This is a genomic window from Christiangramia qingdaonensis, assembly GCF_048381525.1.
In the GTDB taxonomy this organism is placed as follows: Bacteria; Bacteroidota; Bacteroidia; order Flavobacteriales; family Flavobacteriaceae; genus Christiangramia.
Window position 1 is genome coordinate 294,196 of the sequence record NZ_JBLWIM010000012.1, and the last position, 26,111, is coordinate 320,306.

Below are 26,111 nucleotides of genomic sequence, written 5' to 3' on the forward strand. Positions count from 1 at the left end.
GAATGTTTTGCTTTGAAAGCGGTTGCAAATATAAATCAATTTTTAAATGCTGTCAAAACAAATTTCAGATTTTTTTCGAAGAATTTCACTTCGATTACGAATCCTTCAGAAAGTCAATTAATTACAGATCGATAAAATTTTCAGTAATGATGAATTTTATATTTCTACAGATGATATTATATAAAAAAACAGCCCCGAAGGACTGTTTTGTATATATAAATTCTTCCGCAGAGATTATTCAAATAACCAGCGGTAGATATCATTTCCATTTGCATAAAGCACCAGCGCTATCAATAAGAAGAAACCAGCCATCTGGGCGATCTCCATAAACTTATCATTCGGCTTTCTACCTGTAACCATTTCATACAACAGGAACATCACATGTCCTCCATCCAGTGCCGGAATTGGGAGGATATTCATAAATGCCAGGATAATTGAAAGTAATGCCGTGGTATTCCAGAACCCAAACCAGTTCCAGGAATCCGGGAACAAACCACCAATAGCTCCAAATCCTCCAAGTTGCGTAGCTCCCTTTTTTGTAAATACATATTTGAACTGGTACACATAATCTCTCAATGTCCAATAGCCATAATCAAAACCTTTACTTATGCTTTCACCAAGACCGTACTTATTGCGTTTTATCTCGATCTCTGAGGCTGGCCCAACACCCAGGTATCCATCCTCATCTGGAGTGACCTCTGTGCTCATGATCTCACCATTTCGTTCAAAAACAACTTCAATAGCCTTTTCCTTGTTTTCAATGGAAGCAGGGGCGATTTCGTGCCAGTAACCAATTTCAACATCATTCAGGCTAATAATACTGTCTCCTTTTTTAAGACCCGCCTTTGATGCTGCATGCTCTGCAATTACCGTATCAAGTACTGCAGACTGAATTGGAACAAATGGCTGCATTACTCCTTTTTCAAACATCTGTGTACCAATTTCTTCTGGAACCTCAATAGTTTCTTCTGAACCATCCTGATGTAATACCGTAATATTCTGAACATCTCTCATAAAAAGATGCTTATTGATATCCAGGCTATTCTGGAACTCATTTCCATTCACCTCTAGGATCCTGTCTCCATCCTCGAAACCATATTCCTTAAAATCATCGATCACTGCAAATCCATCTGGCATTTCATCTGGCCCTACGTAAGCAGATCCCCAAACGAACATGATCATCATGTAAATAAGAAAACCAAGCACAAGATTTACAGTTACACCACCCAGCATGATAATTAATCGCTGCCATGCCGGCTTGCTTCTAAATTCCCAGGGTTGTGGCGGTTTGGACATTTGCTCCTTGTCCATACTCTCATCGATCATCCCTGCAATCTTCACATATCCTCCAAGCGGTAACCAACCAATTCCATAGGTGGTTTCCCCGAATTTCTTCTTAAACAACGAAAATTTCACATCAAAGAACAGGTAGAACTTTTCAACTCTGGTCTTAAATAACTTGGCCGGAATAAAATGACCTAATTCGTGGAGAACAATAAGTAGGGAAAGGCTTAATATTAATTGTATGGCTTTTACTAGAAATGGATCCATCAGCTAACTTCAAATTTTAAATCGCACAAAAGTAAGTTTTTAAAAGCTTCTAGAAAAGTTTAGTTTGATCGAGTAAGCAACCGCGAAAAATTCCGCAGAAGAAATTGGACTAATTGAGCCTCAGGCCATAACTTTGTAAAAAATTGCGCCAATGCTTAAGTTCTTTGCCCGCTATAAACCGTTCGCCATCGTACTGGCTGTTCTTTCGGTAATCATCATGTATGTTATTTATACTCTGCTAAAACCTGAGGAGCGATTACCCGTTTATCAACCCGATATGGTAAACGCTGAACTGGTTGATACTACTGTACAGTTTGTTAGAAAATATCATAAGATCGCAGATTTTAAACTCGTAAATCAAAATGGGGATACTATTACTGAAGATTTTTATGATGATAAGATCTATGTAGCCGACTTCTTTTTTACCACCTGCCTTACCATTTGCCCGATCATGACTGATCATATGATCGAGATTCAGGAAAAGATCAAAGATGATGAGGACATTTTACTTCTCTCCCATACTGTGTTTCCCGTAACAGACAGCGTTCCTGTATTAAAAGAATATGCCGTAGAAAAAGGTGTGCTCGATGAAAAATGGAACCTGGTGACCGGTGATAAAAAGCAGATCTATGATCTGGCTCGAAAATCTTACCTGGCTACTAAATCCACCGGCGATGGTGGGAAATACGATATGATTCATACCGAAAATTTCGTGCTGGTAGATAAAAAGAAACAAATTAGAGGTTTTTACGACGGCACGCAGCCGGAAGCTATAGAAGATCTCATGCACGATATTGAAATACTGAAGAAAGAGGATCGCTAATTATTTAAGGCTAATCTTTTGTATTGGGCCAAATTCCATTACTTTTGTCTTGTTTAAAATCAATCTAAATAAAAATGAAGGTGACGGTTGCAAATCTTAGGCGAGGCCAACGCGGAATCATTAAGGAGTTCTCTGCAGATATGGTCCCCCTGAAATTGCTCGAAATGGGTTGCCTTCCCGGAAACGAAGTAGAACTTGTTCAAACTGCGCCATTCCATGATCCTATGTATTTAAACATAAATGGAAGTCATCTGGCCATAAGAAAAGAAACCGCTTTGCTTATAGAAATCGAATTAATAGGCTAATATGGGAAAGCAAATTAATGTTGCTTTAATAGGAAATCCCAATACTGGAAAGACCTCTGTTTTCAATCAGCTTACCGGACTCAACCAGAAGGTTGGGAATTACCCCGGCATCACCGTTGAGAAAAAAGAAGGAATCTGTAAACTTCCACGCGGATTAAAAGCTCATATTCTTGACCTTCCAGGTACTTACAGTTTAAACGCCAGTTCTGTTGATGAAAATGTCGTCATTGAACTGCTTCTCAATAAAAACGATAAAGATTATCCAGACGTTGCCGTTGTAGTAAGTGACGTGGAAAATCTTAAGCGGAATTTGCTGTTGTTCACCCAGATCAAAGACCTTGGAATTCCTACCATTCTTGCGATTAATATGGCAGACAGGATGGATCGCAAAGGAATTAGCCTGGACATTAAATTACTGGAAGAACGCTTAAAGACTAAGATTGCGCTTGTAAGTGCCCGTAAAAATATGGGGATTGATGAGCTAAAGGAATTGATTATCAATTACCGGCACATGACGGTAGATCCCTGTGTAAATGCCTCTGTTATTGATCCGGAATACTTCGGAAACTTACGCAAGACCTTTCCAAATCAATCTTTATACAAACTCTGGCTGGTTATCACCCAGGATGTCAACTTCGGAAATATAAACCGTGGTGAGATCAACCGTAGTTCAGATTTTAACACAAAATCTGTTAGTGACCTGAAGAGGCTTCAGCAAAAAGAAACAATTTTAAGATACCAGTTCATTAATGGTGTGCTGAAAGAGACTATGACCGTAGACAAGAATGCGGCTACAGATCTTCGTTCTCGTTTTGACCGTATTCTAACCCATAAGGTCTGGGGTTATGTTATTTTCTTCGGAATCTTACTTTTAATTTTCCAGGCAATCTATAGCTGGTCGAGCTATCCTATGGATATGATCGATGCCGCATTTGCTTCGCTAAGCGAATGGACCAAAAACACCCTGCCGCCGGGCTCTTTTACCAGTTTAATTTCAGAAGGGATTGTTCCCGGGCTTGGAGGGATTGTTATATTTATTCCGCAGATCGCATTTTTATTCCTCTTTATTTCCATTCTGGAAGAATCGGGTTATATGAGCCGGGTGGTCTTTTTAATGGACCGGATCATGAGACGTTTTGGTCTTAGTGGGAAAAGTGTGGTGCCATTGGTTTCAGGAACAGCCTGTGCGATTCCGGCAGTAATGGCTACCAGGAATATTGAGAACTGGAAAGAAAGACTAATTACTATTCTGGTAGTTCCGTTTACTACCTGCTCCGCACGATTACCAGTTTATCTCATCATTATAGCACTCGTAATTCCTAACAAGAGTTTCTTTGGTTTCAATTACCAGGGATTAACCTTGATGATACTTTATTTGCTCGGCTTCGGTATGGCTATTTTTTCCTCGTGGTTACTGAATAAAATATTGAAGACCAGTACAAAATCTTACTTCGTCATAGAGATGCCTAATTATAAGCTTCCTATGGCCAAGAATGTTGCGATCAACGTGGTTGAAAAAACAAAATCTTTTGTTTTTGGCGCCGGAAAGATCATTTTAGCTATTTCTGTAATTCTATGGGTGCTGGCCAGTTACGGGCCTGGAGATGATTTTAACAATGCTGAAGAGATCGTTACCGCTCAGTATGAGAACACCGAGAATGTAGAAGGCGAAAGTGTAGAAGAAGCAATTGCTTCTTATAAATTGAAGAATTCCTATATAGGCATCATGGGACGCGGAATAGAACCTGCTGTTGCTCCATTAGGTTACGACTGGAAAATTGGGATCGCGATCATAAGTTCCTTTGCTGCAAGAGAGGTTTTCGTAGGAACCCTGGCAACTATCTATAGTGTGGGAAGTGACGAAGAGGAAACTATCAAAAACCGAATGGCTGCAGAAACCAATCCTGTCCTGGGCGGTCCATTATTTACATTTGCCAGTGGTATAAGCTTGTTGCTTTTCTACGCCTTCGCGATGCAATGTATGAGCACGCTGGCTATAGTGAAACGAGAAACAAACACCTGGAAATGGCCTATTTTACAATTAGTGATCATGACTGCTTTTGCTTATGTAGTCGCACTTATTGCATTCCAAGTACTGAAATAAGAGTAAGTTTAAAATTATAAAACGACTGAATTGATATGGAAATACTTCAGGAAATATTGGTTTTAATCACCTTTTTAATAGCTCTGGGTTATGTGGTCACGCGTTTTATCTGGAAGCCTTCCTTTGTTGGAGGATCCAAAAAGAAGGATAGCACGTCTGCATGCGGAGTTTCCGGTTGTGGCTGTAGTGATTAATCATATTACTTCGGTAAGCCGAAAACTTACCATATAATCTTCCGCAGGAATCTTACCGGGATTCACTGGATAAGGTTTGACATTTACCAGGCTTATCTTCAATTCTTTCGAATTAGAAAAAAGATGGTCAATCGATCGAGTACCTGAAAATTCCACACTTCCAACAAACTTCCGCTTTTCAAAGACATCTACTTTTACTCGCACCTGTCCTGCCCAGATACACATAACAATAGGATTACTGGGACACCGGGAATCTGAAATGATCTCCCTGAATTTTATTTGGCGGTCTCCAAAATTAAGCTCATCTCCAAGGCATAATGATGCCGAGAAAATGTTTAATTCTACTTCCGGTTTTTGTTCTTTAGTTTCTAAAGTTGTAGCATTTTTATGCTTTTCAGTAGATTGAAAAGAAATGTATAATGCCATAAAAATAATGAGAAATCGCATATTGCCTTTTTAAAAAAGACGACCGGAAATAGCACCTGTTGCAAAATACTAACCGAGACCTACGTCCAGCGTCATCATTACCATGAAACCTCCAATAAATCCAAGAGTTGAAATATCGGTAAAGTCTCCCTGCTGTGCTTCCGGCACCACCTCCTCTACCACTACAAAGATCATCGCACCCGCAGCAAAACATAAAGCATACGGTAAAATTGGTTCAAAGGTCATTACGGCCCAGGCACCAAGTACTGCTGCAAAAGGCTCGACGATCGCAGAAAGCTGACCATAATTAAAACTTTTCCATCGGCTCAATCCCTGTCTTCTTAAAGGCATGGCTACTGCAAATCCTTCAGGGAAGTTCTGCAATCCAATACCAATGGCCAATGCAACCGCACCACCAATACTGGCACCTTCAAATCCTGCGGCAACACCACCAAACAGAACACCTACGGCAAGACCTTCAGGAATATTATGCAGGGTGATCGCCAGCGTTAATAATACAGATTTATGCCACGGAGTTTTGACACCTTCAGCTTCACTCATTTTAAAATTTACGTGCAAATGGGGAAGTACCTTATCCAGACCAAAGATGAACAGTGCTCCCAGCCCAAATCCTACCAGCGCAGGGATGGTCTTTTCAAATCCTTCGCCGGGACTCATCTCGATTCCTGGAGCCAGCAAACTCCAGAAACTCGCTGCAACCATGACACCACCGGTAAAACCTAGCATTCCATCAAAAAAAGCACGGTTCATTCCTTTAAACAGGAAAACCAGCGATGCTCCTAACGCCGTAAGCCCCCAGGTAAAAAGGGTCGCATATAATGCTGCAAGTACCGGATCCAATTGTTCGAAATAGCTAATTAATGCTTCCATTCTAAGTTGTTTTTATATATAAGTTGGTTGAGATCTGGTTTGAGATCATCAACTCATTATCGTCCATTTCGATCAACATTGATTGATCAAATTCTTCTTTTTGCTTCACCGTTACGGTCGCTCCCAGAGAAATATTATTCTTGTCCAGGTATTGTAAAAATTCTGTAGACGAATCTTTCACTCCCACACAAATCCCGGTTTCTTCAGTTTCAAGTTCAGATAGTAAGACGCGGTTAGCTACGGAAAAGTTCCCTTCTGAATCTGGAATAGGGTCTCCATGTGGATCTCGCTGTGGGAATCCCAGAAACCTGTCAAGTTCTGCAGTTAGTTTTTCAGACTTTATATGCTCCAGCTGCTCTGCCACCTCATGCACCTCATCCCAGTTAAAATTGAGCTTTTCCACGAGAAATACTTCCCACAAGCGATGCTTTCGAATCACTTCTATTGCGGCAGCTCTACCCACTTCACTAAGTTTTACACCCTGATATTTCCTGTAATTCACCAGGCCCTTTTCTGAAAGTCTCTTGATCATATCGGTCACCGAGGAGGCTTTGGTTTGCATGTCTTCGGCGAGTGCATTCGTACTTACCCCATTTTTATAGGAATTCTGCAGATGAAATATGGCCTTGAGATAATTCTCTTCAGATAAGCTAAACATAAATAACATTTTAATAGCATCAAAAATACATTTTTTATTCAATAAATCTGTTTTTTAGGCTCGTCTAAATATATTTTATATCTTCGTAAAAAAATTATGCGAATAATATCCTTTCTCCTCTTCGGAATTATATCCATTTCCAGTTTTTCCCAGGATTCTGAAATCACCGGAACCATTAGTTCTTCTGAAGGTACCGTAGCGTTTGCAAGTATCTATACTTCAGATGAATCTTATGGTACAAGTGCAGATGAAAATGGTGATTATAGCTTGAAGCTTCCGGCCGGTGAGTATAAGGTAATTGTAAAGTCCCAGGGATACAGGACAGTTTACAGGAATATCAAGCTCGTAAAGGGAAAAAAGATTCTTAACATCGAAATGGAAATAGATCCAAACGGACTGGACGAAATTGTAGTTACCGGGACCAGAACTGCTAAAAGACGTACAGATTCTCCAGTGATCGTAAATCTTATTAATAGTGAAACCCTGGAACAGGTCGTTGCAACAGATCTTTCTGATGGGTTGCGCTTTCAGCCGGGGCTGAGAATTGAAAAAGATTGCCAGACCTGTAATTACACCCAACTAAGAATGAATGGATTGCAAGGCGGATACTCACAGATCCTGGTGAACGGTCGTCCAATCTTAAGTCCGTTAACCGGTTTATATGGTCTGGAACAAATTCCGGTGAATATGATCGAGCGTATAGAGGTTGTTCGCGGTGGAGTTTCAGCGTTATATGGTTCCAGCGCCATTGGTGGGACAGTCAACGTAATTACCAAAATTCCGAAGAAAAATTCCTACAGTCTTAGCTATACTTTCGAGAACATTGATGGCGATGCAAATCAGGATGTTTTAAACGGGAACGCAACAGTAGTCTCCAAAGATTATAAAGCTGGAGCAAATTTTTTCGTTAATCGAAGAACCCGGGAATTATATGATGCGAATGGTGATAACTATTCTGAGTTGCCGGAACTTAAGGACAATGCTTTTGGGGTTAATGCTTTTTATCTTCCAACTGAAGATTCCAAGATCAATTTAAGCCTGAGCAGTTTGTATGAATACCGTTATGGTGGTGAAATGGTGGAAGGGCCCGCATATCTGGCTCAACAGAGTGAAGAGCGAACTCATAATGTTCTAATGGGAAGCCTTGATTACCAGGTAAATTTTAATGACGATAAGAGTTCGGTTATCCTCTATTATGGTGGTCAATCCACAAAGCGGGATCATTATACCGGGATCATTCCAGATGACGAAATCGAAAAACAGCAGTTTTTTGCCAATCCTCCTTACGGAACTTCAGAAGTGGAAACGCACCAGGGAGGTGGACAATTTAATCAGCGAATCGACAATTTTCTTGGCGGAACCACTACCCTTACTACGGGAGCAGAATTCGTATATGATGATGTGTACGATATCATCCCTTCTTACAATTACCTCATCGATCAAACGACCAGAAATTTTGGAGCATTCTTTCAAAATGACTGGGATGTCACCGAGAATCTCAATTTCCTTTCGGGTTTTAGAGTCGATAAACATAATCTGGTAGATGATGCAATTGTGAGTCCGCGTCTTTCGTTGTTATATAAACTGAAAGAAACCACGCAGTTTAGACTGGGTTGGGGAACAGGTTTCCGTGCTCCGCAGGCTTTTGACACAGATCTGCACATCGCGTTTGCCGGCGGCGGAATTTCCAGAATTTCACTGGCAGAAGACCTGTTCGAAGAGCGAAGTAATAGTTTCACTGCATCTATTAATTACGATCGAGCTACCGAGCATTTTATTTGGGGTTATACCCTGGAAGGTTTTTATACAAAACTGAACGATGCCTTTTATTTATTCCCATTAGGAGAGGATCAGTTTGGTGAACGTTTTGAAAAACGTAATGGTGCGGGCGCTACTGTGAAAGGGTTTACACTGGAAACCAGGGCTAATTTTGATTACCTATTTGAACTAGAAGCAGGATTCACACTACAATCCAGCAAATTTGAAGAACCTGTTGAAAACATAGAAGGACTGGAAGCGAAAAGAGATTTTCTTCGTACACCGAACGATTATGGCTACGCAACGCTTACCTACACTCCAGGCAAACGCTTCAATGCAAGTGCTAACCTCGTTTATACAGGAGAGATGGATATTGTACATTTTGCCGGGGAAGGAACCGGACAGGATGTAGATGAATATGATATCACGCCCAGTTTTGCTGAGTTAAGCTTGCGTTTGGGTTATAACATTCCACTGGATAGAGTGAATTCCAATATGGAGATCTTTGGTGGGGTCAAAAACGTGACCAATGCTTACCAGGATGATTTTGATATCGGGAAGAACCGTGATAGTAATTACGTATACGGACCCGGGAATCCTCGTTCTGTATTCATAGGTCTCAAAATAGAATCCTTATAATATGAAGTTTTCGGTAATCCTTGCTGCTCTACTCTTTGTTCTTTCTGCGGAAACTTCAGCACAAAAGAAGTCTGAAGTAGACTGGCTCACTTTTGAACAGTTGTATGATTCCCTTCAACAGAAACCGAAAAAGGTTTTTATAGACTTTTATGCCGACTGGTGTGCGCCCTGCAAAAGAATGGATGAAGAAGTTTTTTCTTCCGAAGCAGTTCAGAAGCGATTAAGAAAAGATTATTACGCAGTAAAATTTGATGTGGAAAGTGAGGATACTGTCCGCTTTGGGGATCAGGTGTTTGTAAATGAACGACTAAACCGAAGAAATCCCGTTCACCAGATCGCCCTGCTCATGGCCATACGTAAGAACAGGCCATTTTCACTACCGGCAATGGTATTTCTAGATGAAAATTTCAAAGCCACGGCAAGGTATTTTCAATATCTCAACAAAGAGCAGTTCCTGGAAATACTGGAGAATTAAAGTCCGCGTTCCTTCTGGATCTGTTCGTAGGCGTCCTGCACTTTTCTAAATTTCTCTTCAGCTCCTTTTTTATAGGCTTCATCCATATCCCCTAATTTATCTGGATGATATTTTTTCGCCATGGTTCGGTAAGCCTTTTTAACTTCAGCGTCTGTCGCAGATTTCTCGATTTCCAAAATCGTATAAGCGCTGTTAGTGCTCTTAAAGAACATTGCCTTGATACTTTCAAAATCTCTGGCCCCAATTTGAAGATGACCGGCGATCTCTTTAATAATAACCGCTTCAGCTTCACTCACGCGACCATCGGCCTGGGCAATTCCGAAGAGAAAATGAATAATTTGAAGCCTGGTTGGATACTTTGTTCTTGCAGCGAGATACCTGGAAATATTATAAGCCGAAACCTGCCTGTTCTTAACTACTTCGTTGAAAGTTCGAAAAGTGGCATTCGCACGCTCTTTTCCATAGGCCTGTATAAAATACGCGCGAACATAATCAAGTTCCTGCTGGGAGACATTCCCGTCTGCCTTGATCACAATGGAACTTAAGGAAAGTAAATTAAGTTCAAAGTCTCCAGGTGAAACTGTTTGCTTTTGTCCACCAGCCATGGATTTAAACAGACCACCAGAGGTGCGTATGTAATTATCCAGTAGGGAACCTACTATAAATCCAAGAATAGCACCGGGAAACCTGAAGTACATGTATCCCAGAACTGCGGCAAGCCATTTGATCATTGGGCAATTTTCTTTAGCCGCAAAGATAGCATTTTAGTGTTGTAATCTATAATTGGCTTTATGAGTTCGCGAGGAACTGGTCATAAACTGAACCTATTAACACATAGTAATTTGAGATATGTAAGCTGAACTTAATTTGGTACCTTTGTGCTTCAATAAAGTTTAATAAAAAGAATTGATATATGTATCCAGCAGATTTAGTAAAACCAATGAGAGAGGATCTTACTAGTATTGGTTTTGAAGAGTTACACACAGTAGAAGATGTTGAGCAGGCTATGGAAAAGAAGGGAACTACTCTGGTAGTAGTGAATTCTGTTTGTGGTTGTGCAGCAGCGAACGCAAGACCGGGAGCTAGAATGTCTTTACAGAATAGCAAAAAACCAGATAATTTGGTAACTGTTTTTGCAGGTGTAGATAAAGAAGCAACAGATAAAGCGAGAGATCTTATGGTACCATTCCCTCCTTCTTCGCCATCTATGGCATTGTTCAAGGATGGTGAGTTAGTACACATGCTAGAGCGTCACCATATTGAAGGTCGCCCTGCAGATATGATCGCTGAAAATCTTATTGGAGCTTATAACGAGTTCTGCTAAGAATCACCTCATATAATTTAAGACCACGCAGTTTCCGGCGTGGTTTTTTTATACCTCAGTTCTAGATTTCGCTATTTTTGGTATTTTTATAGCCTATGGAAAAAATTCTTGCTTACCCGCTTACGGTAATTTTCTATTTCTTCTTTTTTCTGAATCTACTCCTTTTTCATCCTATCCAATGGGTATGCCTGAAACTTGGAGGATATGAATCACATAAAAAAAGTGTGGATATCTTCAATCTTTTCCTCTTACGTTGCCTGAATCTTCTGGGAACTACTTTCGATATTCAGAAACCTGCAAATATCCCAACAGATCGCACAGTGATCTTTGTTTCCAACCACCAGGGAATGTATGATATTCCACCACTTATCTGGTATTTTAGAAAACATCATCCAAAATTCGTTAGTAAAAAAGAATTAGGTCACGGTATTCCAAGTATTTCCTTCAATTTAAGACATGGCGGTTCAGTACTAATAGATCGCAAGAACAGAAGAGAATCGCTGCAAAAAATGTCGGCATTTGGAGATTATCTAAAAACTACAAAACGATCTGCTGTAATATTTCCTGAAGGAACGCGTAGTAGAACTGGAGAACCCAAGGAATTTCGAAGAAACGGGATGTTGATGCTTTTCAAAAAGAATCCGGAAGCACTCGTAGTTCCAATTACCATCAATAACTCCTGGAAACTTTTCAAATACGGAAATTTCCCGATGGGAATAGGCGTAAATATGACTTTAAAAGCACATGACCCAATAGAAATATCCTCTATGGATGCTGAAAGTCTTATTGCCAAAATTGAAAGAACCATTATTGCAGATATTAAATGATTATGACCGAAGAATTGCTGATCGAGCATACGATCGCTTATGTGAAGGAAACATTGCAAAATGCTGAAGGTGGTCACGACTGGTTTCATATTGAAAGAGTTTATAAGAATAGTCTGAATATTGCAGCTTCAGAAGAAGCACATCTTCTTGTCGTGAAATTAGGTGCATTACTACATGATATTGCCGACTCTAAATTTCATGGTGGAGATGATACCGTTGGCCCGGCGAAGGCAAGAAAATTCTTAGAAACTCAAAAGGTTTCAGAAGCTATCATAGATCACGTGGTAAAGATCATTGAGAATATTTCCTTTAAAGGCGGAAATGTTCAACAGCAATTTCGATCTATCGAACTTGATATCGTTCAGGATGCCGACAGGCTGGATGCACTTGGAGCTATTGGGATCGCCAGAACTTTCAATTATGGTGGCTTTAAGAACAGACCACTTTACGATCCGGAGATCAAACCTAACCTGAATATGAGCAAGGAAGAATATAAGGCTTCCCTGGCTCCTACCATCAATCATTTTTATGAGAAACTTCTCTTGCTTAAAGAGCGTATGAATACGGCTACCGGTAGAAAGATCGCTGAACAGCGTCACGCTTTTATGGAAGTTTTTCTTGACCAGTTCTATGCTGAATGGGATGGTAAAAAATAAAGGCCGACACATTCCTGTATCGACCTCTAATAAATCAATTTCCGCAAGTATTAACCCTTTAACGGACCAACTTCTTTATCTTTTAGATGTTCCGCAAAGAAGCCCATCATGGCTTTGTAAAGATCGAGTCGGTTTTCTTCCTTCCCAAAACCGTGGCCTTCATCATACTTTACCATATAAGGCACTTCCACTCCGCGTGCTCTCAAGCTTTCCACGATCTGGTCTGCTTCATCGATATTCACCCGTGGATCATTTGCACCCTGCACTACGAACAGTGGCCTTTTGATTTTATCCACATGCAGGGCAGGTGAAATTTCATTCATGATAGCCTGTTCTTCAGGATTGTCTGGATTATACCAGATCTTGTACATGATCTCCCTGTATTTTTCCCAGTATGGCGGGATGGTTTGCATGAACGTGTTTAGATTACTTACTCCCACATAATCCACACCACAGGCGTATTTCTCAGGAGTTTTGGTCATTCCGCGAAGCACCGCATAACCACCATGACTTCCACCGTAAATAGCAACTTTGTCTTTATCTACCCACCCCTGATCGATCACGAAGTCTATTCCATCTTCGACATCATCCATTACTTTACGGCCTATTTCGCCAAACCCAGCTTTTAAAAATTCTTTTCCGTACCCACCCGAAATTCTAAAATTCACATGAAGGGTAGCATAACCACGACTGGCGAAAAGCTGAGCTTCAGGATTAAAACCCCAGTAATCTCTAATTCCCTGCGGGCCGCCATGAGGATTCACTATAAGTGGTAATTTCTGTCCCGCTTTATAGTCTTGCGGAAGCGTGATATATCCATAAATGGTTTTGCCATCCCGGCTTTCAAAAGTGATCGGCTTCATAGAGGCCATATCCTCCGGCTTTAATTGCGGTAATAACTTATATAGCAAAGTTACTTCGTCTTGCTCCACATCGTACAGGTAATACTCGCCAACGATCTTATCGCTGGTCACAGCGATCATATATTTACTTTCATCATCTGTTCTGCCAGCTGTATAGAATTGTTTGTCTCCAAACTCCTTTTTTAGTCTTACGTAGATTTTTTTATAGGTTTCACTTACAGGAACCACTACGGTTTTTTCACCGGTGTAGCTGAAGTAGTCAATTTCGTAATCACGCTTTCTCGACAGCGTCAACCCTGAAACGTCAAATGTTTCATTACTGAATATGGTTTCTATCTTCTTATTCTGCTTAAGATCATATATCTGTATTTCGGTCTTATCACCATCCAGATTGGAAACTACATAAGCAAGATCTGGATTTTCAGAATCTACATTAAATGAAGAAATACTGAAGGCATCACTAAAATCTGTATATTTTAACTGCTTGAATTCACCATCGATCTTATATAGTAATTCCGTATTAACCCCGTCCTTGATTTTTGTAATTGCACGAAGATTTCCTTTACTGTCAAAGTTGTAACCTGCTACTGGATCATCACCTTCTTTTACTGTGTAAAGTTTTGTGATCTCTCCATTATTCACATTCAATAGATAAGGCTCTTCCTGCTGCAAGTTGTCTTTATTCATCTGGATGATCATATGATCTTTATCTTCTTTTAAAGAAGATAAGATGTTGGCACGCACCTCATCATACGGAGTAAGGTCTACATCATTTGCTCCGGAAATATCCACCCCATAAATATGGTAATTTTCATCACCGCCTTTATCCTGCATATAGACAATACGGTCTTTAGTAGCCCATGCAAATCCACGAATAAGGTCCTCTCCCTGTTTTTTTAGCAACATTTCTTTTTCTGAAGAAACTTCTTTCAGGTAAAGATCCCGTTCTCCCGAAGCTCTTCGTTTCATATATCCAATGTATTTTCCATCTGGAGATAATTTGAACGAAATTGCTTCCGGAGTTTTAAAGTAATCTTCAACTGAATATTTATAGTTCCCGGATTCCAAAGCGGCCAGTTTGGCGAGCTCTTCCTTACTTGATGGTAATGTGGTATTTCCTGGTTTTTCTTTCACGATCTTATGTAGTTTTAACGGGATTCCGGCCCGGATTGCTAATTTATTCCCTTTATTGTTTCATCTTTCAACGTTCCCACATAGGTCATAGGGAACCTGGATGAAGCAATGTTTAGAATGTCTTCCTGCAAAACTACCGAATCAAGTTCGGAAGCCCGGTAGTACTAATAAAATATTAGGATTTTGATATAAAGCATCTGGCAGCCGAGTAGGCCTATGCTTGATATAAATGTAAACTATCTAATCTCCTGACAATCGGGACAGAAATAGGTGCTTCTTCCTCCTATTTTTATCATCTCAATTTTGCCTTTGCCATTAGGACATTCTCCACCTGTATCGCGATGACCACGCAGGTAGGAATCTGGAATGTTTTCATCTTCGGTTTTGCTTTTTGTAACAGTTTCCAGGATGATATTCATCTTTTTGAACATAGCCTTTAGATCCTTGTCACCGAGATTCTCGCATTTCGATTTTGGATGAATCCCTGTTTGAAACAGCATCTCGTCAACGTATAGATTTCCCAGACCTGCAATAAAAGCCTGGTCCATCAATGCAGTTTTCACATTGCCTTTTTTATTGCTGAAAAGCTCTATGAATTCTTCTTCTGAAACTTCAGTGGCATGAGGTCCAAGTTTCTTCTCTTTTCTGAAGTTTTCTATGTCATCAGTAAGAAATAGTTTCCCGAATTTCCGCGGACAGATAAAAGACAGTTTACCTCCGTTGTCGAAAGTAAGTGTTAGCTGCGCATGTTTATGAACATCATCATGCTGGAAGAATTCCATTCTACCCGTCATTCCGAAGTGAACTACCAGAAAACCGTGCTCTTCAAGTTCCAGAAAAAGATATTTACCAATTTGAGAAACCGCCTTGATCTCGTTTCCTTCAAGTCTGTCCTTGAATTCTTTTTTAGGTGACTGGAAGATCTTATCTGCTCCCATATCCACCTTTACAATCTTCTGATGAAGACTGGTGGAATCAATATATAATTTCTGATAGGCGACTTCTGGTAATTCTGGCATAGCTTTTTGTTTTCAAGTTAGTACAAATAGAAATTTCAGAAAAATTAAAAAAGCTTCGTTTGCCCATCCTTGTATTCCTCATGCAACTTACATTTAAGACTGGGCTTTTCACGATCCTGAAGATACATTTTTCGAGCAATTTTAAACTGCTGCTTTACCTGCTCCGAGAACTGGCCTTCGCCTTTCATTCGGGTGCCAAACCTGCAGATGAGCAAGGAAGAATATACAGCTTCGAAGCTCCAACTATCAACCACTTTTATGAAAAACTGTTGTTGCTGAAGGACCGAATGAACACCGAAACAGGAAAAAAATTTGCTGAAAATCGCCATCGTTTTATGGAAGACTATCTTCAGCAATTCTATAAGGAGTGGAATGGAGAAGTTTAAAACCTTTATCTATCATTAAAGGTTGGGAAGTAAGGTAGATGTTTAAACTCCTCTTCTCCAAATCCCTTTAATTTAGCAACAGCAGCTACCTCAAAAGCCCAAAAACCATAAAAATACCTTCCTTCAGCTCTTGTTTTTGTGCTTTCCAGCCCCATTTCACTTCCATACTTATTATAACTCTTAAGCCAGTATTTTTTTAAGTATTGCTCGATCATTATTTTACAGGTATCTAAATTCTGTTCTAAAATAATCTCTCTTAATCTTTTAAATTTTTGAGGAATCATAAAAAAACGGGTATAACTTTCCTCAACCAAATTTTGATCTTCATCAAATACATTATTAATGTAATAGTTGAAAATCAAGTCTTGTACCTCACACTCTTTAATGATGGTAGATACCGTTTTGTTTCCTTTTTCAGATTCTAAAAGAATAGAGATACTAAAAAACCAAAGTATATTCACATAATTATCATAATGTAACTGATTTAATTCCTCTCGATTTCTACCCACATATACCTTTATGGCTTCTTTATTCCATCTGTTCTTCAATGTTTTATTCAGTTCTTCGAATGAAATGCTTAATTCGGTAATATCTTCTCCTTTTGAATACCTAGCAATCCATGATTTTAAAGCTATACTGAAGACTGCAAAATTATTTAGGTTTCTCCTGTGAGGACTCAAATCTTTATCTAAGCTTTGTATATTGATTTCATTTAAAATACTAAAATTATCCAGAGTGCTTTGAAAATCAAATTTTTCCATTTTTATAATATTTAAAGATCCGGATAATAATGATTTATAGGGTAGCCTGACTCGTCAACATATAGATTTCCCAGACCTGCAATAAAAGCCTGGTCCATTAATGCAGTTTTCACATTACCTTTTTTGTTGTTGAAAAGCTCTATGAATTCTTCTTCTGAAACTTCAGTTGCATGAGGTCCAAGTTTCTTCTCTTTTCTGAAGTCTTCAATGTCATCAGTAAGAAATAGTTTCCCAAATTTCCGCGGACAGATAAAAGACAGTTTACCTCCGTTGTCGAAAGTAAGCGTTAGCTGCGCATGCTTGTGGAAATCATCGTGCTGGAAAAAGTCCATTCTACCCGTCATTCCGAAGTGAACTACCAGAAAACCATGCTCTTTAAGTTCCAGAAAAAGATATTTTCCAATTTGAGAAACCGCTTTGATCTCATTTCCTTGAAGTCTATCCTTAAATTCTTGTTTAGGTGATTGGAAGATCTTATCTGCACCCGTATCCACCTTTACAATCTTCTGATGAAGGCTGGTGGAATCAATATATAATTTTTGATAGGCGACTTCTGGTAATTCTGGCATCTTATTTCAAAGTTAATTTAGCAATTTGTTTCTTTCTCTTTAATCTACCCTGAAAAATAATCTGTTCTCCATTATTCAGAAATATTCCTTCAGACACACCAAATGCAACATCGGCATCGTCTTCAGGAACAATGATCTGATAATTGAAATCACCATTTTTATCGATTTCTATGGCAAACATATTCATATTTTTATTTCTCGCATCTGGAAAACCAATACGATCCTTACTCATTTTTTTTACTTTGTCATTCCCATTTATAAAGAATAAAAGTTTTCCATCTTTATAGGTACTAGAGTAAGATGCTGCTGGATCGAGTACCAGAGCGGTTTGGCCTTTATTAATATTTCTTGACCAGATCAACTCTCCTTCTGGATCAAGTTTAACAGCTATGATATCCATGAAAAAATAATTGATATAAGAATTACCCATCTGGCCACCATTCACAAATCTCACGAAATGTTCTTCTCCAGCTAAGATCAAATTGTTATCAGCATCTATGTGTGAATTTCTAAAAACGATATTTCTTAGCTCTTTATCTTTATCCTTCCCGTATTTGTCGATAATGAACTGGTCTGAGAATGGCGAGTATTTTGAACTTTGAATGCTAAGATCGTCTGGGTTTATACTGAAATGAACCACTCCTTTGTAACGTGTATCCTTACGATCTGAGTAAAATCCAGCACATATAATCTTATTCTCACCGATTACCGTAGTCAAGGAAGCTGCAAATTTATCGTCGCTATCAAACTGCAAACTTTTCTTTCCTGAAGCATCGATCTTAAAGAGCTCATAGAAATACTTTCCTCCATCCTCTTTACTTTTTGCTTCTTTTGGGCTAGTCTTACCTAATAGGTAAACGGTACCGTCCTCATCACTTATATCAACATTCTGAATCGTAAATTTCCGGTCAGGAATATCGCTGCTGAAGGAGTGCTCATAGATTTTCTTCAGATTGTTATCGAAGACGTAAATGCTGTGGCTTTCTTTCTCATTATCCTTAATGTCCTGATAAAATGCAATATAATTTCTATTTCTGGAAACACTCATTTCTCCGGAAGCGTCCTGATCTTCCTTGCCCATTCCAAATATGCTCTTACTCCAAATATCTTCTAGAATATTCTTCTTATACTCAGAGAATGGAATACTGAAAAGAACTGAGCTCTCAAATGCAAACTTATCCATATCGGTTTTGTGCATCACATATTGAAGTTCTTCGGCATCTGCATTTTGTAGATACTCGACAAGCATTAACTTCGAATCTTTAGTAAATGCATCAAGAATTCTACTCCGTTTATTATCCATTTGCATTTCATATTCTTCAACAAGTTTTAGCTGCTCGTTGTAATGTTCAATATAGCAGCCCTTATTATAATTTCTGCCAATTATAACACCTCCTTTACCATCTTCAACAGAAAATGCCAGCGTAGTCATCTTTTTACTATCCTTAAATGTTTCCGATATTTTTACATCAATTGGAGTCGCTATATTTTGAGCTGTAAATTCGGTAACTGCCCCTGTTACAATAATAAACAAGATGAAAAGCTTTTTCATTTTTACTGATTTTAGTTCGTATCTACTAAAATATTCAATTTTAACGAAAATAACGTTTGCATCTAAAAAAGCTTCGTCTGTCCATCTTTATATTCCTCATGCAACTTACAGTTGAGACTAGGCTTTTTACGATCCTGCAGATACATTTTACGGGCGATTTTAAACTGCTGCTTTACCTGTTCTGCAAACTGGCCTTCTCCCTTCATTCGAGTACCAAACCTGCTATCATTCAGACTACCTCCATGAATGTTGGCAATCTGGTTTAAAACCTTATCGGCCCTGTCTGGCATGGATTTCCTTATCCAGTCTGTAAAGATCTCTCCAATGCTTCCATTCAGTCTCACGATCGTATAACCTACACCGCGAGCACCTCGATTAGCCACTTCCCTTACCAGCGGCATAATTTCGTGATTATTGATTGATGGTATGATAGGCGCCATCATCACACTTACAGGAACATTTGCTGCCGCCAGCTTTTCTACTGTTTCCAATCTTTTTTTTATACTGGCGGTTCTTGGCTCCAGCACTCTACGCGTATGTTCCTGTAGGGTGGTGATACTGATATTTACATGTACAAGCCTGTCCTGAGCCAGTTCTCTTAGAATATCCAGATCGCGTAAAATGAGGGAATTCTTCGTGATCATACCAACCGGGTGCCGGTACTTCAGAAAGGTTTGCAGCAAACTTCTGGTAATTTTGAGTTCCTTTTCAATTGGCTGGTAACAATCGGTATTTCCAGACAGGACGATAGGTCGCGCCTGCCAGGATTTGCTCTTCAGCTTTTTCTCTAAAAGTTCAACCGAATTTCTTTTGACCAGGATCTTCTGTTCAAAGTCCAGACCCGCACTATAACCCCAGAATTCGTGACTGTTACGGGCGTAGCAGTAAATACAGCCATGTTCACAGCCCTGGTAGGGATTTAATGAAAAGTCCATCCCAACATCGGGACTGGTTACTTTGTTTACGATACTCTTCGGGAAAGTTTCAATAGTTGTGGTTTTAAAATTAACCGCTTCTTCCCCTTCCGCATTGCAATAATTTAGAAAGTCGTCCCTGGTTTCATGACTATGCGCATCAAACTTATTACTGCTGTTTTTCTGGGCACCTCGGCCTTTGATAAAATCCTCATAACTCATAATTCAAAATTATGGAATTATTCCTTTTTAATGGATTTTATCCTAGTTAAAATTCAAAGGAAAAGCTCCATCTTCAAATCTAAATTTTTAGATAGGAGCCTGTATTTTATTTATTTGGAAAGTCGGCTTTGCGCTTATTTAGAAATGCTGAAGTTCCCTCTTTAAAGTCTTCAGTACCAAAACTATCTCCAAAACCTTTTACTTCCACTTCAAAACCATCAACGCCATCTTCATAGTTTGCATTAATCGCTTTGATCGCCGTAGAAATAGCAACCATGGAGTTTTTCATGATCTTCTGAGCCAGACTTACAGCCAGTTCCATTAATTCTTCCTGGGAAGTTACATGGTTTACCAGGTTGTATTGCAAAGCCTGGTTTGCATCGATCATTCCCGCGGTCATGATCATTTCCATCGCGCGACCTTTCCCTACCAGTTGTGGTAATCTTTGAGTTCCACCATATCCCGGGATCACTCCAAGAGATACTTCCGGCAATCCCATTTTGGCATTATCACTGGCAATTCTAAAATGAGCTGCCATAGCAAGTTCGAGTCCGCCACCAAGAGCAAATCCATTTACAGCTGCAATAACAGGTTTAGAAAAATTAGCTACATAATCAAAAAGCTTTTCCTGTCCATCTGCTGAAAGTTTCTTCCCCTCTTTTGGTGAGTAGTCGGCAAATTCACTAATATCTGCTCCAGCTACAAAAGCCTTCTCTCCACTTCCCGTTATAATTACGACTTTTACCTCGTCATTATCCTTCGCCGCTTTAAAAGCCTGGTGAAGCTCAAGAATCGTCTCTCTATTAAGAGCGTTTAGCTTCTTTGGTCGATCTATAGTAATCGTTAATATTTCGTTTTCAATCTCTTCTAAAATGTTCTGATAACTCATAATCTTTATTTTGGAAATCGTACGTTAAAGATAGTGCCTTTATTTTGTTTGGAAACGAAGCTAATTGTCCCCTTATAAGTTTCCACGATATTTTTTACCATGGCAAGGCCTAATCCCATTCCGCTTGATTTCGTGGTGAATTTAGGTTCAAAAACCTTTGTTTTATTTTCTTCGGAAATACCCATTCCATTATCGGAAACCGAAATAAGAACGGTATTTTCCTCTTCTTCGACCGACACCATAATTCGAGGATCTTCTACATCCTGAAGTGCCTGAGTAGCATTTTTAACAAGGTTTGTCACTACCCTGATTAGTTGCGTACGATCAAATTTTGCCAGGATCTCTTCCTGGTCACATTGAAATTCAATGTATTTCTCATTAAAAATATCCAGTGCCAGCTTTACGATCTTGGGCACATTCAAAGTTTCATTTTGTTGTGCAGGCATTTTTGCAAAGTTCGAGAATGCCGAAGCAATTGAACTCATTGTATCGATCTGGTTGATGAGTGTTTCGCTGTATTCGTCAACTTTATGATGAATTTCGGGATCTTCCGGATCAAAATTACGCTGAAAACTTTGTACGCTCAAGCGCATAGGTGTTAACGGATTCTTGATCTCATGCGCTACCTGCTTGGCCATTTCCCGCCAGGCTTGTTCCCGCTCATTGGTAGCAAGTTTTACAGCACTTTCCTCAAGCTCATCGATCATACTGTTATATGCCGAAACCAGCGCGTAGATCTCTTCTGTTGCATTAGAGAGTTCGATCTTCTGGTTTCGCTTATCCAGTCTGGTCTGGTTGATTTTTTCAGAAATGATCTTCAGCGATTTGGTGATATATTTTGAAAGAAAGAAGGACAGAATAATGGCTATCAACAGCATAAAAAGATAGACCTCAGCCATGCGCACAAGGAAATTGTTTAAATCCCTGTTCAGCAGACTATCATCCTGAACATATGGTAAATACAGAATCGCCAGTGGTTTAAATTTTCCATCGGTAATATAACTGTATGACGACTGGTATTTTTGTCCGTTGACTTCAGTTTTCTTCAAATAATGCTTGGTAGTAGTAGCATCCAGCTTACTTAGTACGCTTTCCGGAATACTAACGGAAGTGGAATCTTTAAAAAAGGATTCGTTGGACTTGATAATAAGGCTTCCGTCGAGATCATAAATATGGATCTGCATTTCGTGAACTTCGGCCATCTCATCGATCTTATCCCTTTCAGTAAAAATAGGTTCAAGGTTTTCTGTATCTACAACATAAGTTGTACTGGCAAGTACAAATTTGATATTTTCAAGGATCGCTCTTTGCTTACGCTCCAGCCGTTCTTCGTGATAACTTTCGGCTTCCTGTTTATATTGGTACACGGTAACCCCAAAAATTAGAATAGATGCCCCCAGAACCAGCAGGATCATAGAGATAAAAATTCTAGTTCGTAAGGATAATTTTAGCATCTTCATATAGGCAGGCTTCGCTTCAAGGCAACAATTATCGAACCATTTCAGGCATTGGGGTTCCTTGAGCGTATTCTTTTGTATAATTTGATCCCTAGCATTAACATGATCCCGAGTAGAAAAATTCCAAGAACTCCGTAGATCCAGTTAATAGCATCCCGCACGATGACCAGGAAAATTACTGAAAACAGGATAAGCGTGCTTCCCTCATTCCAGATTCGCATTCCGTTTGAAGTCCAGTTAATAATCCCTTTCTGCAGTTCTTTAAAAATTAGATGGGTCTTGAAATGATAGGCAAATAGTAGCACTACAAAACCAAGTTTCACATGCATCCAGGGTTGCTCGAGCCAGCCAGGAACCATCGCCAGTAACGTAATGGCGAAAGCGCTCGCCAGGATCGCAGAAGGCCAGGTAATAATGAACCAGAGCCTTTTCGCCATCAGTTTCAGCTGATCTCCGAGAATCGTTCTATCCGGTTCCGGCTTTTCTGCAGCTTCGATCTGGTAGACGAATAAGCGCGGAATATAAAAAAGCCCGGCAAACCACGTAATTACGAAAATAAGGTGCAGGGCTTTGATATAATTATAGTACTCCATTTAGTCTTCAGTCTCCACGAATAGATAATTAAGATCCATCGCATTAAATTCCTTATTAAAAGCTTTTACTTCTTCTTCTAAAAGCTGGTCAAATTTATTCAATTCTTCGTTGATACTGGCAGTAAGTTGGTCTTTAACTGCAATATCCTGCTGAGTTGGTGGAAAATCGTCCATTCCTACGAGACTGTTTAAATGCGCCAGTTTATTGGTGAGTTTTATCGGGAAATTAAGCGGATCCTGGTTACTACGATTCTTGGTCTGGTAAAGCGCATTTTCTATTTCTGAAAGTTGCTCGCTAAGGGTTTTCGCTTTTTCGAGCAAGGGTTTTACCTGCTCATTGTTTTTATACTGCTTTTGAAAATCCTTCAGTTGTGCATCGACCTTTCTCATCTTTTTGATAGATTGGTGAGCATTGTCTACGGTTTTATTCACGCTGGTAATGAAGTCATATTGTTTTTGCATACCTGCCTGGTCGGTTTCGGCATTGGCATCTGCAAGGATTTCAAAGTCCTGAGTCATCACCTCATCATCCACTTCCAGAACTACTTTATAATTTCCGGGAACCGCCTGTGGAGCATCTGTACTTGCCCACCAAAGGATCATTCCGTCAAGTCGTTCAGCGCCTTCACCACGCATATCCCAAACATGCTGATTGGCTCCTTTACTTACTTCCAGTTTGTTCTTTTTTGCTTCAGAAGAGAAGCTTTGAATAGTATCATTTTCAGTATTTAAATAGCTTAATTTGACTTTCTTCCCTTCAGGATCCTTCAGAAAAAAATAGGTCATTACTCCCGCGGGATGGTTCGTCCCGGCTGTAGCACTTTCCCGGGATCTGCCATCCATTCTATAGGAATTTTTCGGCTTGAATAAATGATCCTGATCCTTTTCAACTGAGTCCAACTGGTGTAACAGGCTTAGATCATCGATGATCCAGAGACTTCTTCCCTGCGTAGCCACGATCAAGTTATTTTCTTTGATGGCAAGATCGGTGATTGGTACTATTGGCAAATTCAACTGAAAAGTTTTCCAGTTCGCTCCGTCATCAAATGAAATATACATTCCGGTTTCAGTTCCTGCGTAAAGCAAGCCTTGCTTCTCAGGATCTTCACGAACCACCCTTGTAAAATGTTCCGAAGAAATTCCAGAGGTGATCTTTTTCCAGGACTTTCCATAGTTGGTCGTTTTATATAAATAAGGAGCGAAATCTCCCAGTTTGTACCTGGTTCCCGCGATATATGCCGTGCCTTCATCAAAAACAGAAGGTTCAATGCTATTGATCATCATCCACTCCGGCATTCCTTTAGGAGTTACATTTTCCCAATTCTCACCGCCATCTCTGGAAACATGTACCAGGCCGTCATCACTACCAGTCCAGAGCAAACCTTCCTTTAAAGGCGACTCTGCTGCAGCGAAAATAGTACTATAATATTCTACGGAAGTATTATCCTGGGTAATAGGTCCTCCGGAAGACTTTTGTTTAGACTTGTCATTTCTCGTAAGATCAGGACTAATTTCTTCCCAGCTTTCCCCCTCATTCGTAGTCATATGCAAATGATTGGACGCGGTATACAATTTATCAGGATCATGTGGAGAGAAGAAAATAGGGAAATTCCACTGGAAACGATATTTGAGATCTTCGGCTCCATGACCCATTGGATTATCTGGCCAAACACTAATACTTCTCACAGTCCCGGTTTCATGATTATACCTGGTTAGAAATCCATCATAACTTCCACCATAAACGATTTCAGGATTTTCAGGATCTACGGCAATATGCGCGCTTTCTCCTCCGGCTGTCGATTCCCAGTCACCTTCGCCAATGCTTCCACCTTCTGTTCTATGCCTGATTCTAACCGTAGAATTATCCTGCTGTGCCGCATATATTCTATACGGAAATGAATTATCAGTAGTTACTCTGTAAAACTGAGAAGTCGGTTGATTGTGGTACGTACTCCAGGTTTCCCCACCATCGTAAGTAATTTGTGCGCCCCCATCGTCACCCATGATCATACGCTGAGGATCCTCCGGAGCGATCCATAGATCGTGGTGATCGCCGTGTGGTGCATTGGCAGAACTGTAAGTCTTACCGCCATCGGTACTTGTATGATAATTCACATTGAGCACATATACCTTGTCTTCATCTTCTGAGTCGGCATAAATACGTGTATAATACCAGGCACGTTGTCTCAGGCTGCGATCATCATTGATCAAATTCCAGGTTTCACCGGCATCGTCACTGCGATAAACGCCTCCTTTCTCTTTATTTTCAACAATAGCCCATACTCGTTCACTATTCGCCGGAGAAACGGTCACGCCAATAATCCCTAAAGTATCCTTTGGAAAACCTTTATTTTCTGAAATTTCCTTCCAGGTTTCCCCGCTATCTGTACTTTTCCATAAAGCTGATCCCTCTCCTCCACTACTAAGACTATATGGTGTTCGCTGAACATTCCAGGTACTCGCATATAAAACTCGCGGATTGTTGGGATCCATAATCAGATCTACTGCACCGGCATCTGCATTTGAAAAAAGTATTTTTTTCCAGTTCTTACCTCCATCTGTAGATTTATAAACTCCCCGCGCTTCGGTAGGTTTGTAAATATTTCCGAGAACCGCTGCATATACGGTATTGTAATCCTTCGGATGAATTACGATTCTTGGAACATGCCGACTGTTTTTTAATCCAGCGGAAGTCCAGGTCTTCCCGGCATCTTCGGTTTTCCAGATTCCGTAGCCAGAAGAGACATTTCCACGAACCGTTTTTTCTCCACCTCCTACATACATCACATTTGGATCACTTTCTGCTACTTCTATAGCTCCTATGGAACCTCCAAAATAACCATCAGATATATTGCTCCAGCTGCGACCTCCATTCGTTGTTTTCCAGACACCACCGCCTGCGGCTCCAAAATAGAAAAGATTTGGCTTGCCGGGAACACCGGTTACTGCAGCACTTCGTCCACCTCGAAAAGGACCTATTAGACGATATTCCAGAGCGCCGTAAAGTTCTTCGGAATTATCCTGTGCAAAATGTTTTTGTGAATTGAAAAGAATGGCGAGCAGTAAAAAAACTGACAGCCTGAGTAGAGATTGGTTCATAGAAAATCGTTTAGTCTGCTTT

22 protein-coding genes and 2 pseudogenes are annotated in these 26,111 nt (G+C 39.9%); 9 read left to right on the plus strand and 15 right to left on the minus strand.

What is annotated here, in order from left to right:
• Positions 1–234 precede the first annotated feature (234 nt).
• On the minus strand, positions 235–1,551 hold the full coding sequence (rseP, locus tag ACNI3T_RS06190; protein WP_418227084.1) for an RIP metalloprotease RseP: 1,317 nt from the start codon (positions 1,549–1,551) through the stop codon (positions 235–237).
• 151 nt (positions 1,552–1,702) lie between these two features.
• Here rseP and ACNI3T_RS06195 point away from each other — a divergent pair, with 151 nt between their 5' ends.
• The 3 genes from ACNI3T_RS06195 (at position 1,703) to feoB (ending at position 4,783) form a co-directional block, all read left to right on the plus strand.
• A complete protein-coding gene (locus ACNI3T_RS06195; protein WP_322301681.1) occupies positions 1,703–2,374 on the plus strand; it encodes an SCO family protein in 672 nt (223 codons plus the stop codon).
• Between the two features lie 74 nt (positions 2,375–2,448).
• On the plus strand, positions 2,449–2,679 hold the full coding sequence (locus tag ACNI3T_RS06200) for a FeoA family protein (protein WP_026914792.1): 231 nt from the start codon (positions 2,449–2,451) through the stop codon (positions 2,677–2,679).
• 1 nt (position 2,680) lies between these two features.
• Positions 2,681–4,783, plus strand: coding sequence for a ferrous iron transport protein B (gene feoB / locus ACNI3T_RS06205; protein ID WP_418227085.1), 2,103 nt, complete (start codon positions 2,681–2,683; stop codon positions 4,781–4,783).
• Between the two features lie 194 nt (positions 4,784–4,977).
• On the opposite strand, the gene ACNI3T_RS06210 is transcribed toward feoB, so the two are convergent.
• The 3 genes from ACNI3T_RS06210 to ACNI3T_RS06220 are packed head-to-tail and all read right to left on the minus strand — an operon-like array spanning position 4,978 to position 6,952.
• On the minus strand, positions 4,978–5,424 hold the full coding sequence (locus tag ACNI3T_RS06210) for a hypothetical protein (protein ID WP_418227086.1): 447 nt from the start codon (positions 5,422–5,424) through the stop codon (positions 4,978–4,980).
• Between the two features lie 48 nt (positions 5,425–5,472).
• Complete coding sequence (locus tag ACNI3T_RS06215; RefSeq protein WP_295180601.1) at positions 5,473–6,294, minus strand: ZIP family metal transporter; 822 nt, start codon at positions 6,292–6,294, stop codon at positions 5,473–5,475.
• 1 nt (position 6,295) lies between these two features.
• Positions 6,296–6,952 carry a metal-dependent transcriptional regulator gene (locus ACNI3T_RS06220; RefSeq protein WP_418227087.1) on the minus strand — a complete coding sequence of 219 codons (657 nt, stop codon included), beginning with the start codon at positions 6,950–6,952 and terminating at the stop codon, positions 6,296–6,298.
• Positions 6,953–7,048: 96 nt separating this feature from the next.
• Here ACNI3T_RS06220 and ACNI3T_RS06225 point away from each other — a divergent pair, with 96 nt between their 5' ends.
• Positions 7,049–9,349 (plus strand): TonB-dependent receptor, encoded by a 2,301-nt coding sequence (locus ACNI3T_RS06225; RefSeq protein ID WP_418227088.1) that lies wholly within the window; start codon positions 7,049–7,051, stop codon positions 9,347–9,349.
• Between the two features lies 1 nt (position 9,350).
• Positions 9,351–9,824: a thioredoxin family protein gene (locus ACNI3T_RS06230; RefSeq protein ID WP_418227089.1), complete on the plus strand. Its 474-nt coding sequence runs from the start codon at positions 9,351–9,353 to the stop codon at positions 9,822–9,824.
• Here ACNI3T_RS06230 and ACNI3T_RS06235 read toward each other — a convergent pair.
• Positions 9,821–10,555, minus strand: a complete 735-nt coding sequence (locus ACNI3T_RS06235) for a TerB family tellurite resistance protein (RefSeq protein WP_141876507.1) — start codon at positions 10,553–10,555, stop codon at positions 9,821–9,823. The genes ACNI3T_RS06230 and ACNI3T_RS06235 overlap by 4 nt on opposite strands.
• Positions 10,556–10,737: 182 nt before the next feature.
• On the opposite strand from ACNI3T_RS06235, the gene ACNI3T_RS06240 reads away from it, so the two are divergent.
• From ACNI3T_RS06240 to ACNI3T_RS06250, 3 genes are all read left to right on the plus strand, one after another.
• Positions 10,738–11,148 carry a BrxA/BrxB family bacilliredoxin gene (locus ACNI3T_RS06240; protein WP_141876506.1) on the plus strand — a complete coding sequence of 137 codons (411 nt, stop codon included), beginning with the start codon at positions 10,738–10,740 and terminating at the stop codon, positions 11,146–11,148.
• A 95-nt stretch (positions 11,149–11,243) separates the two neighbouring features.
• Complete coding sequence (locus ACNI3T_RS06245; protein ID WP_418227090.1) at positions 11,244–11,975, plus strand: lysophospholipid acyltransferase family protein; 732 nt, start codon at positions 11,244–11,246, stop codon at positions 11,973–11,975.
• 2 nt (positions 11,976–11,977) lie between these two features.
• Complete coding sequence (locus ACNI3T_RS06250) at positions 11,978–12,631, plus strand: HD domain-containing protein (protein ID WP_418227091.1); 654 nt, start codon at positions 11,978–11,980, stop codon at positions 12,629–12,631.
• A 50-nt stretch (positions 12,632–12,681) separates the two neighbouring features.
• On the opposite strand, the pseudogene ACNI3T_RS06255 reads toward ACNI3T_RS06250, so the two are convergent.
• Together ACNI3T_RS06255 and ACNI3T_RS06260 are read right to left on the minus strand one after the other, a co-directional pair.
• Positions 12,682–14,717: pseudogene (locus tag ACNI3T_RS06255) on the minus strand (alpha/beta hydrolase family protein).
• Positions 14,718–14,864: 147 nt separating this feature from the next.
• Positions 14,865–15,647 (minus strand): Fpg/Nei family DNA glycosylase, encoded by a 783-nt coding sequence (locus ACNI3T_RS06260; RefSeq protein ID WP_418227093.1) that lies wholly within the window; start codon positions 15,645–15,647, stop codon positions 14,865–14,867.
• 195 nt (positions 15,648–15,842) lie between these two features.
• Here ACNI3T_RS06260 and ACNI3T_RS06265 point away from each other — a divergent pair.
• Positions 15,843–16,033 (plus strand): annotated as a pseudogene (locus ACNI3T_RS06265) (HD domain-containing protein); the annotation flags it as partial.
• A 5-nt stretch (positions 16,034–16,038) separates the two neighbouring features.
• Here the strand turns inward: ACNI3T_RS06265 and ACNI3T_RS06270 are convergent.
• The 8 genes from ACNI3T_RS06270 to ACNI3T_RS06305 all read right to left on the minus strand — a co-directional run bounded on the left by ACNI3T_RS06270 (position 16,039) and on the right by ACNI3T_RS06305 (position 26,089).
• A complete protein-coding gene (locus tag ACNI3T_RS06270) occupies positions 16,039–16,794 on the minus strand; it encodes a PoNe immunity protein domain-containing protein (protein WP_418227094.1) in 756 nt (251 codons plus the stop codon).
• An 11-nt stretch (positions 16,795–16,805) separates the two neighbouring features.
• The gene (locus ACNI3T_RS06275) at positions 16,806–17,363 is read right to left on the minus strand and encodes a DNA-formamidopyrimidine glycosylase family protein (RefSeq protein WP_418227095.1); all 558 of its coding nucleotides are present in this window, start codon (positions 17,361–17,363) and stop codon (positions 16,806–16,808) included.
• A 1-nt stretch (position 17,364) separates the two neighbouring features.
• Entirely contained in the window at positions 17,365–18,915 is a 1,551-nt protein-coding gene (locus ACNI3T_RS06280) for a hypothetical protein (protein WP_418227096.1), read from the minus strand.
• 62 nt (positions 18,916–18,977) lie between these two features.
• On the minus strand, positions 18,978–20,051 hold the full coding sequence (locus ACNI3T_RS06285) for a PA0069 family radical SAM protein (protein WP_418227097.1): 1,074 nt from the start codon (positions 20,049–20,051) through the stop codon (positions 18,978–18,980).
• A 106-nt stretch (positions 20,052–20,157) separates the two neighbouring features.
• A complete protein-coding gene (locus ACNI3T_RS06290) occupies positions 20,158–20,940 on the minus strand; it encodes an enoyl-CoA hydratase/isomerase family protein (protein WP_418227098.1) in 783 nt (260 codons plus the stop codon).
• A 5-nt stretch (positions 20,941–20,945) separates the two neighbouring features.
• Entirely contained in the window at positions 20,946–22,400 is a 1,455-nt protein-coding gene (locus ACNI3T_RS06295; protein WP_418227099.1) for a sensor histidine kinase, read from the minus strand.
• 41 nt (positions 22,401–22,441) lie between these two features.
• A complete protein-coding gene (locus ACNI3T_RS06300; protein ID WP_418227100.1) occupies positions 22,442–22,990 on the minus strand; it encodes a CopD family protein in 549 nt (182 codons plus the stop codon).
• Positions 22,991–26,089, minus strand: coding sequence for a VPS10 domain-containing protein (locus ACNI3T_RS06305; RefSeq protein ID WP_418227101.1), 3,099 nt, complete (start codon positions 26,087–26,089; stop codon positions 22,991–22,993).
• Between the last annotated feature and the right edge of the window lie 22 nt (positions 26,090–26,111).

Coding starts and splice junctions, on each gene's coding strand:
- rseP (WP_418227084.1), bottom strand. CDS start 1,551: ATGGATCCATTTCTAGTAAAAGCCATACAATTAATATTAAGCCTTTCC.
- ACNI3T_RS06195 (WP_322301681.1), top strand. CDS start 1,703: ATGCTTAAGTTCTTTGCCCGCTATAAACCGTTCGCCATCGTACTGGCT.
- ACNI3T_RS06200 (WP_026914792.1), top strand. CDS start 2,449: ATGAAGGTGACGGTTGCAAATCTTAGGCGAGGCCAACGCGGAATCATT.
- feoB (WP_418227085.1), top strand. CDS start 2,681: ATGGGAAAGCAAATTAATGTTGCTTTAATAGGAAATCCCAATACTGGA.
- ACNI3T_RS06210 (WP_418227086.1), bottom strand. CDS start 5,424: ATGCGATTTCTCATTATTTTTATGGCATTATACATTTCTTTTCAATCT.
- ACNI3T_RS06215 (WP_295180601.1), bottom strand. CDS start 6,294: ATGGAAGCATTAATTAGCTATTTCGAACAATTGGATCCGGTACTTGCA.
- ACNI3T_RS06220 (WP_418227087.1), bottom strand. CDS start 6,952: ATGTTTAGCTTATCTGAAGAGAATTATCTCAAGGCCATATTTCATCTG.
- ACNI3T_RS06225 (WP_418227088.1), top strand. CDS start 7,049: ATGCGAATAATATCCTTTCTCCTCTTCGGAATTATATCCATTTCCAGT.
- ACNI3T_RS06230 (WP_418227089.1), top strand. CDS start 9,351: ATGAAGTTTTCGGTAATCCTTGCTGCTCTACTCTTTGTTCTTTCTGCG.
- ACNI3T_RS06235 (WP_141876507.1), bottom strand. CDS start 10,555: ATGATCAAATGGCTTGCCGCAGTTCTGGGATACATGTACTTCAGGTTT.
- ACNI3T_RS06240 (WP_141876506.1), top strand. CDS start 10,738: ATGTATCCAGCAGATTTAGTAAAACCAATGAGAGAGGATCTTACTAGT.
- ACNI3T_RS06245 (WP_418227090.1), top strand. CDS start 11,244: ATGGAAAAAATTCTTGCTTACCCGCTTACGGTAATTTTCTATTTCTTC.
- ACNI3T_RS06250 (WP_418227091.1), top strand. CDS start 11,978: ATGACCGAAGAATTGCTGATCGAGCATACGATCGCTTATGTGAAGGAA.
- ACNI3T_RS06260 (WP_418227093.1), bottom strand. CDS start 15,647: ATGCCAGAATTACCAGAAGTCGCCTATCAGAAATTATATATTGATTCC.
- ACNI3T_RS06270 (WP_418227094.1), bottom strand. CDS start 16,794: ATGGAAAAATTTGATTTTCAAAGCACTCTGGATAATTTTAGTATTTTA.
- ACNI3T_RS06275 (WP_418227095.1), bottom strand. CDS start 17,363: ATGCCAGAATTACCAGAAGTCGCCTATCAAAAATTATATATTGATTCC.
- ACNI3T_RS06280 (WP_418227096.1), bottom strand. CDS start 18,915: ATGAAAAAGCTTTTCATCTTGTTTATTATTGTAACAGGGGCAGTTACC.
- ACNI3T_RS06285 (WP_418227097.1), bottom strand. CDS start 20,051: ATGAGTTATGAGGATTTTATCAAAGGCCGAGGTGCCCAGAAAAACAGC.
- ACNI3T_RS06290 (WP_418227098.1), bottom strand. CDS start 20,940: ATGAGTTATCAGAACATTTTAGAAGAGATTGAAAACGAAATATTAACG.
- ACNI3T_RS06295 (WP_418227099.1), bottom strand. CDS start 22,400: ATGAAGATGCTAAAATTATCCTTACGAACTAGAATTTTTATCTCTATG.
- ACNI3T_RS06300 (WP_418227100.1), bottom strand. CDS start 22,990: ATGGAGTACTATAATTATATCAAAGCCCTGCACCTTATTTTCGTAATT.
- ACNI3T_RS06305 (WP_418227101.1), bottom strand. CDS start 26,089: ATGAACCAATCTCTACTCAGGCTGTCAGTTTTTTTACTGCTCGCCATT.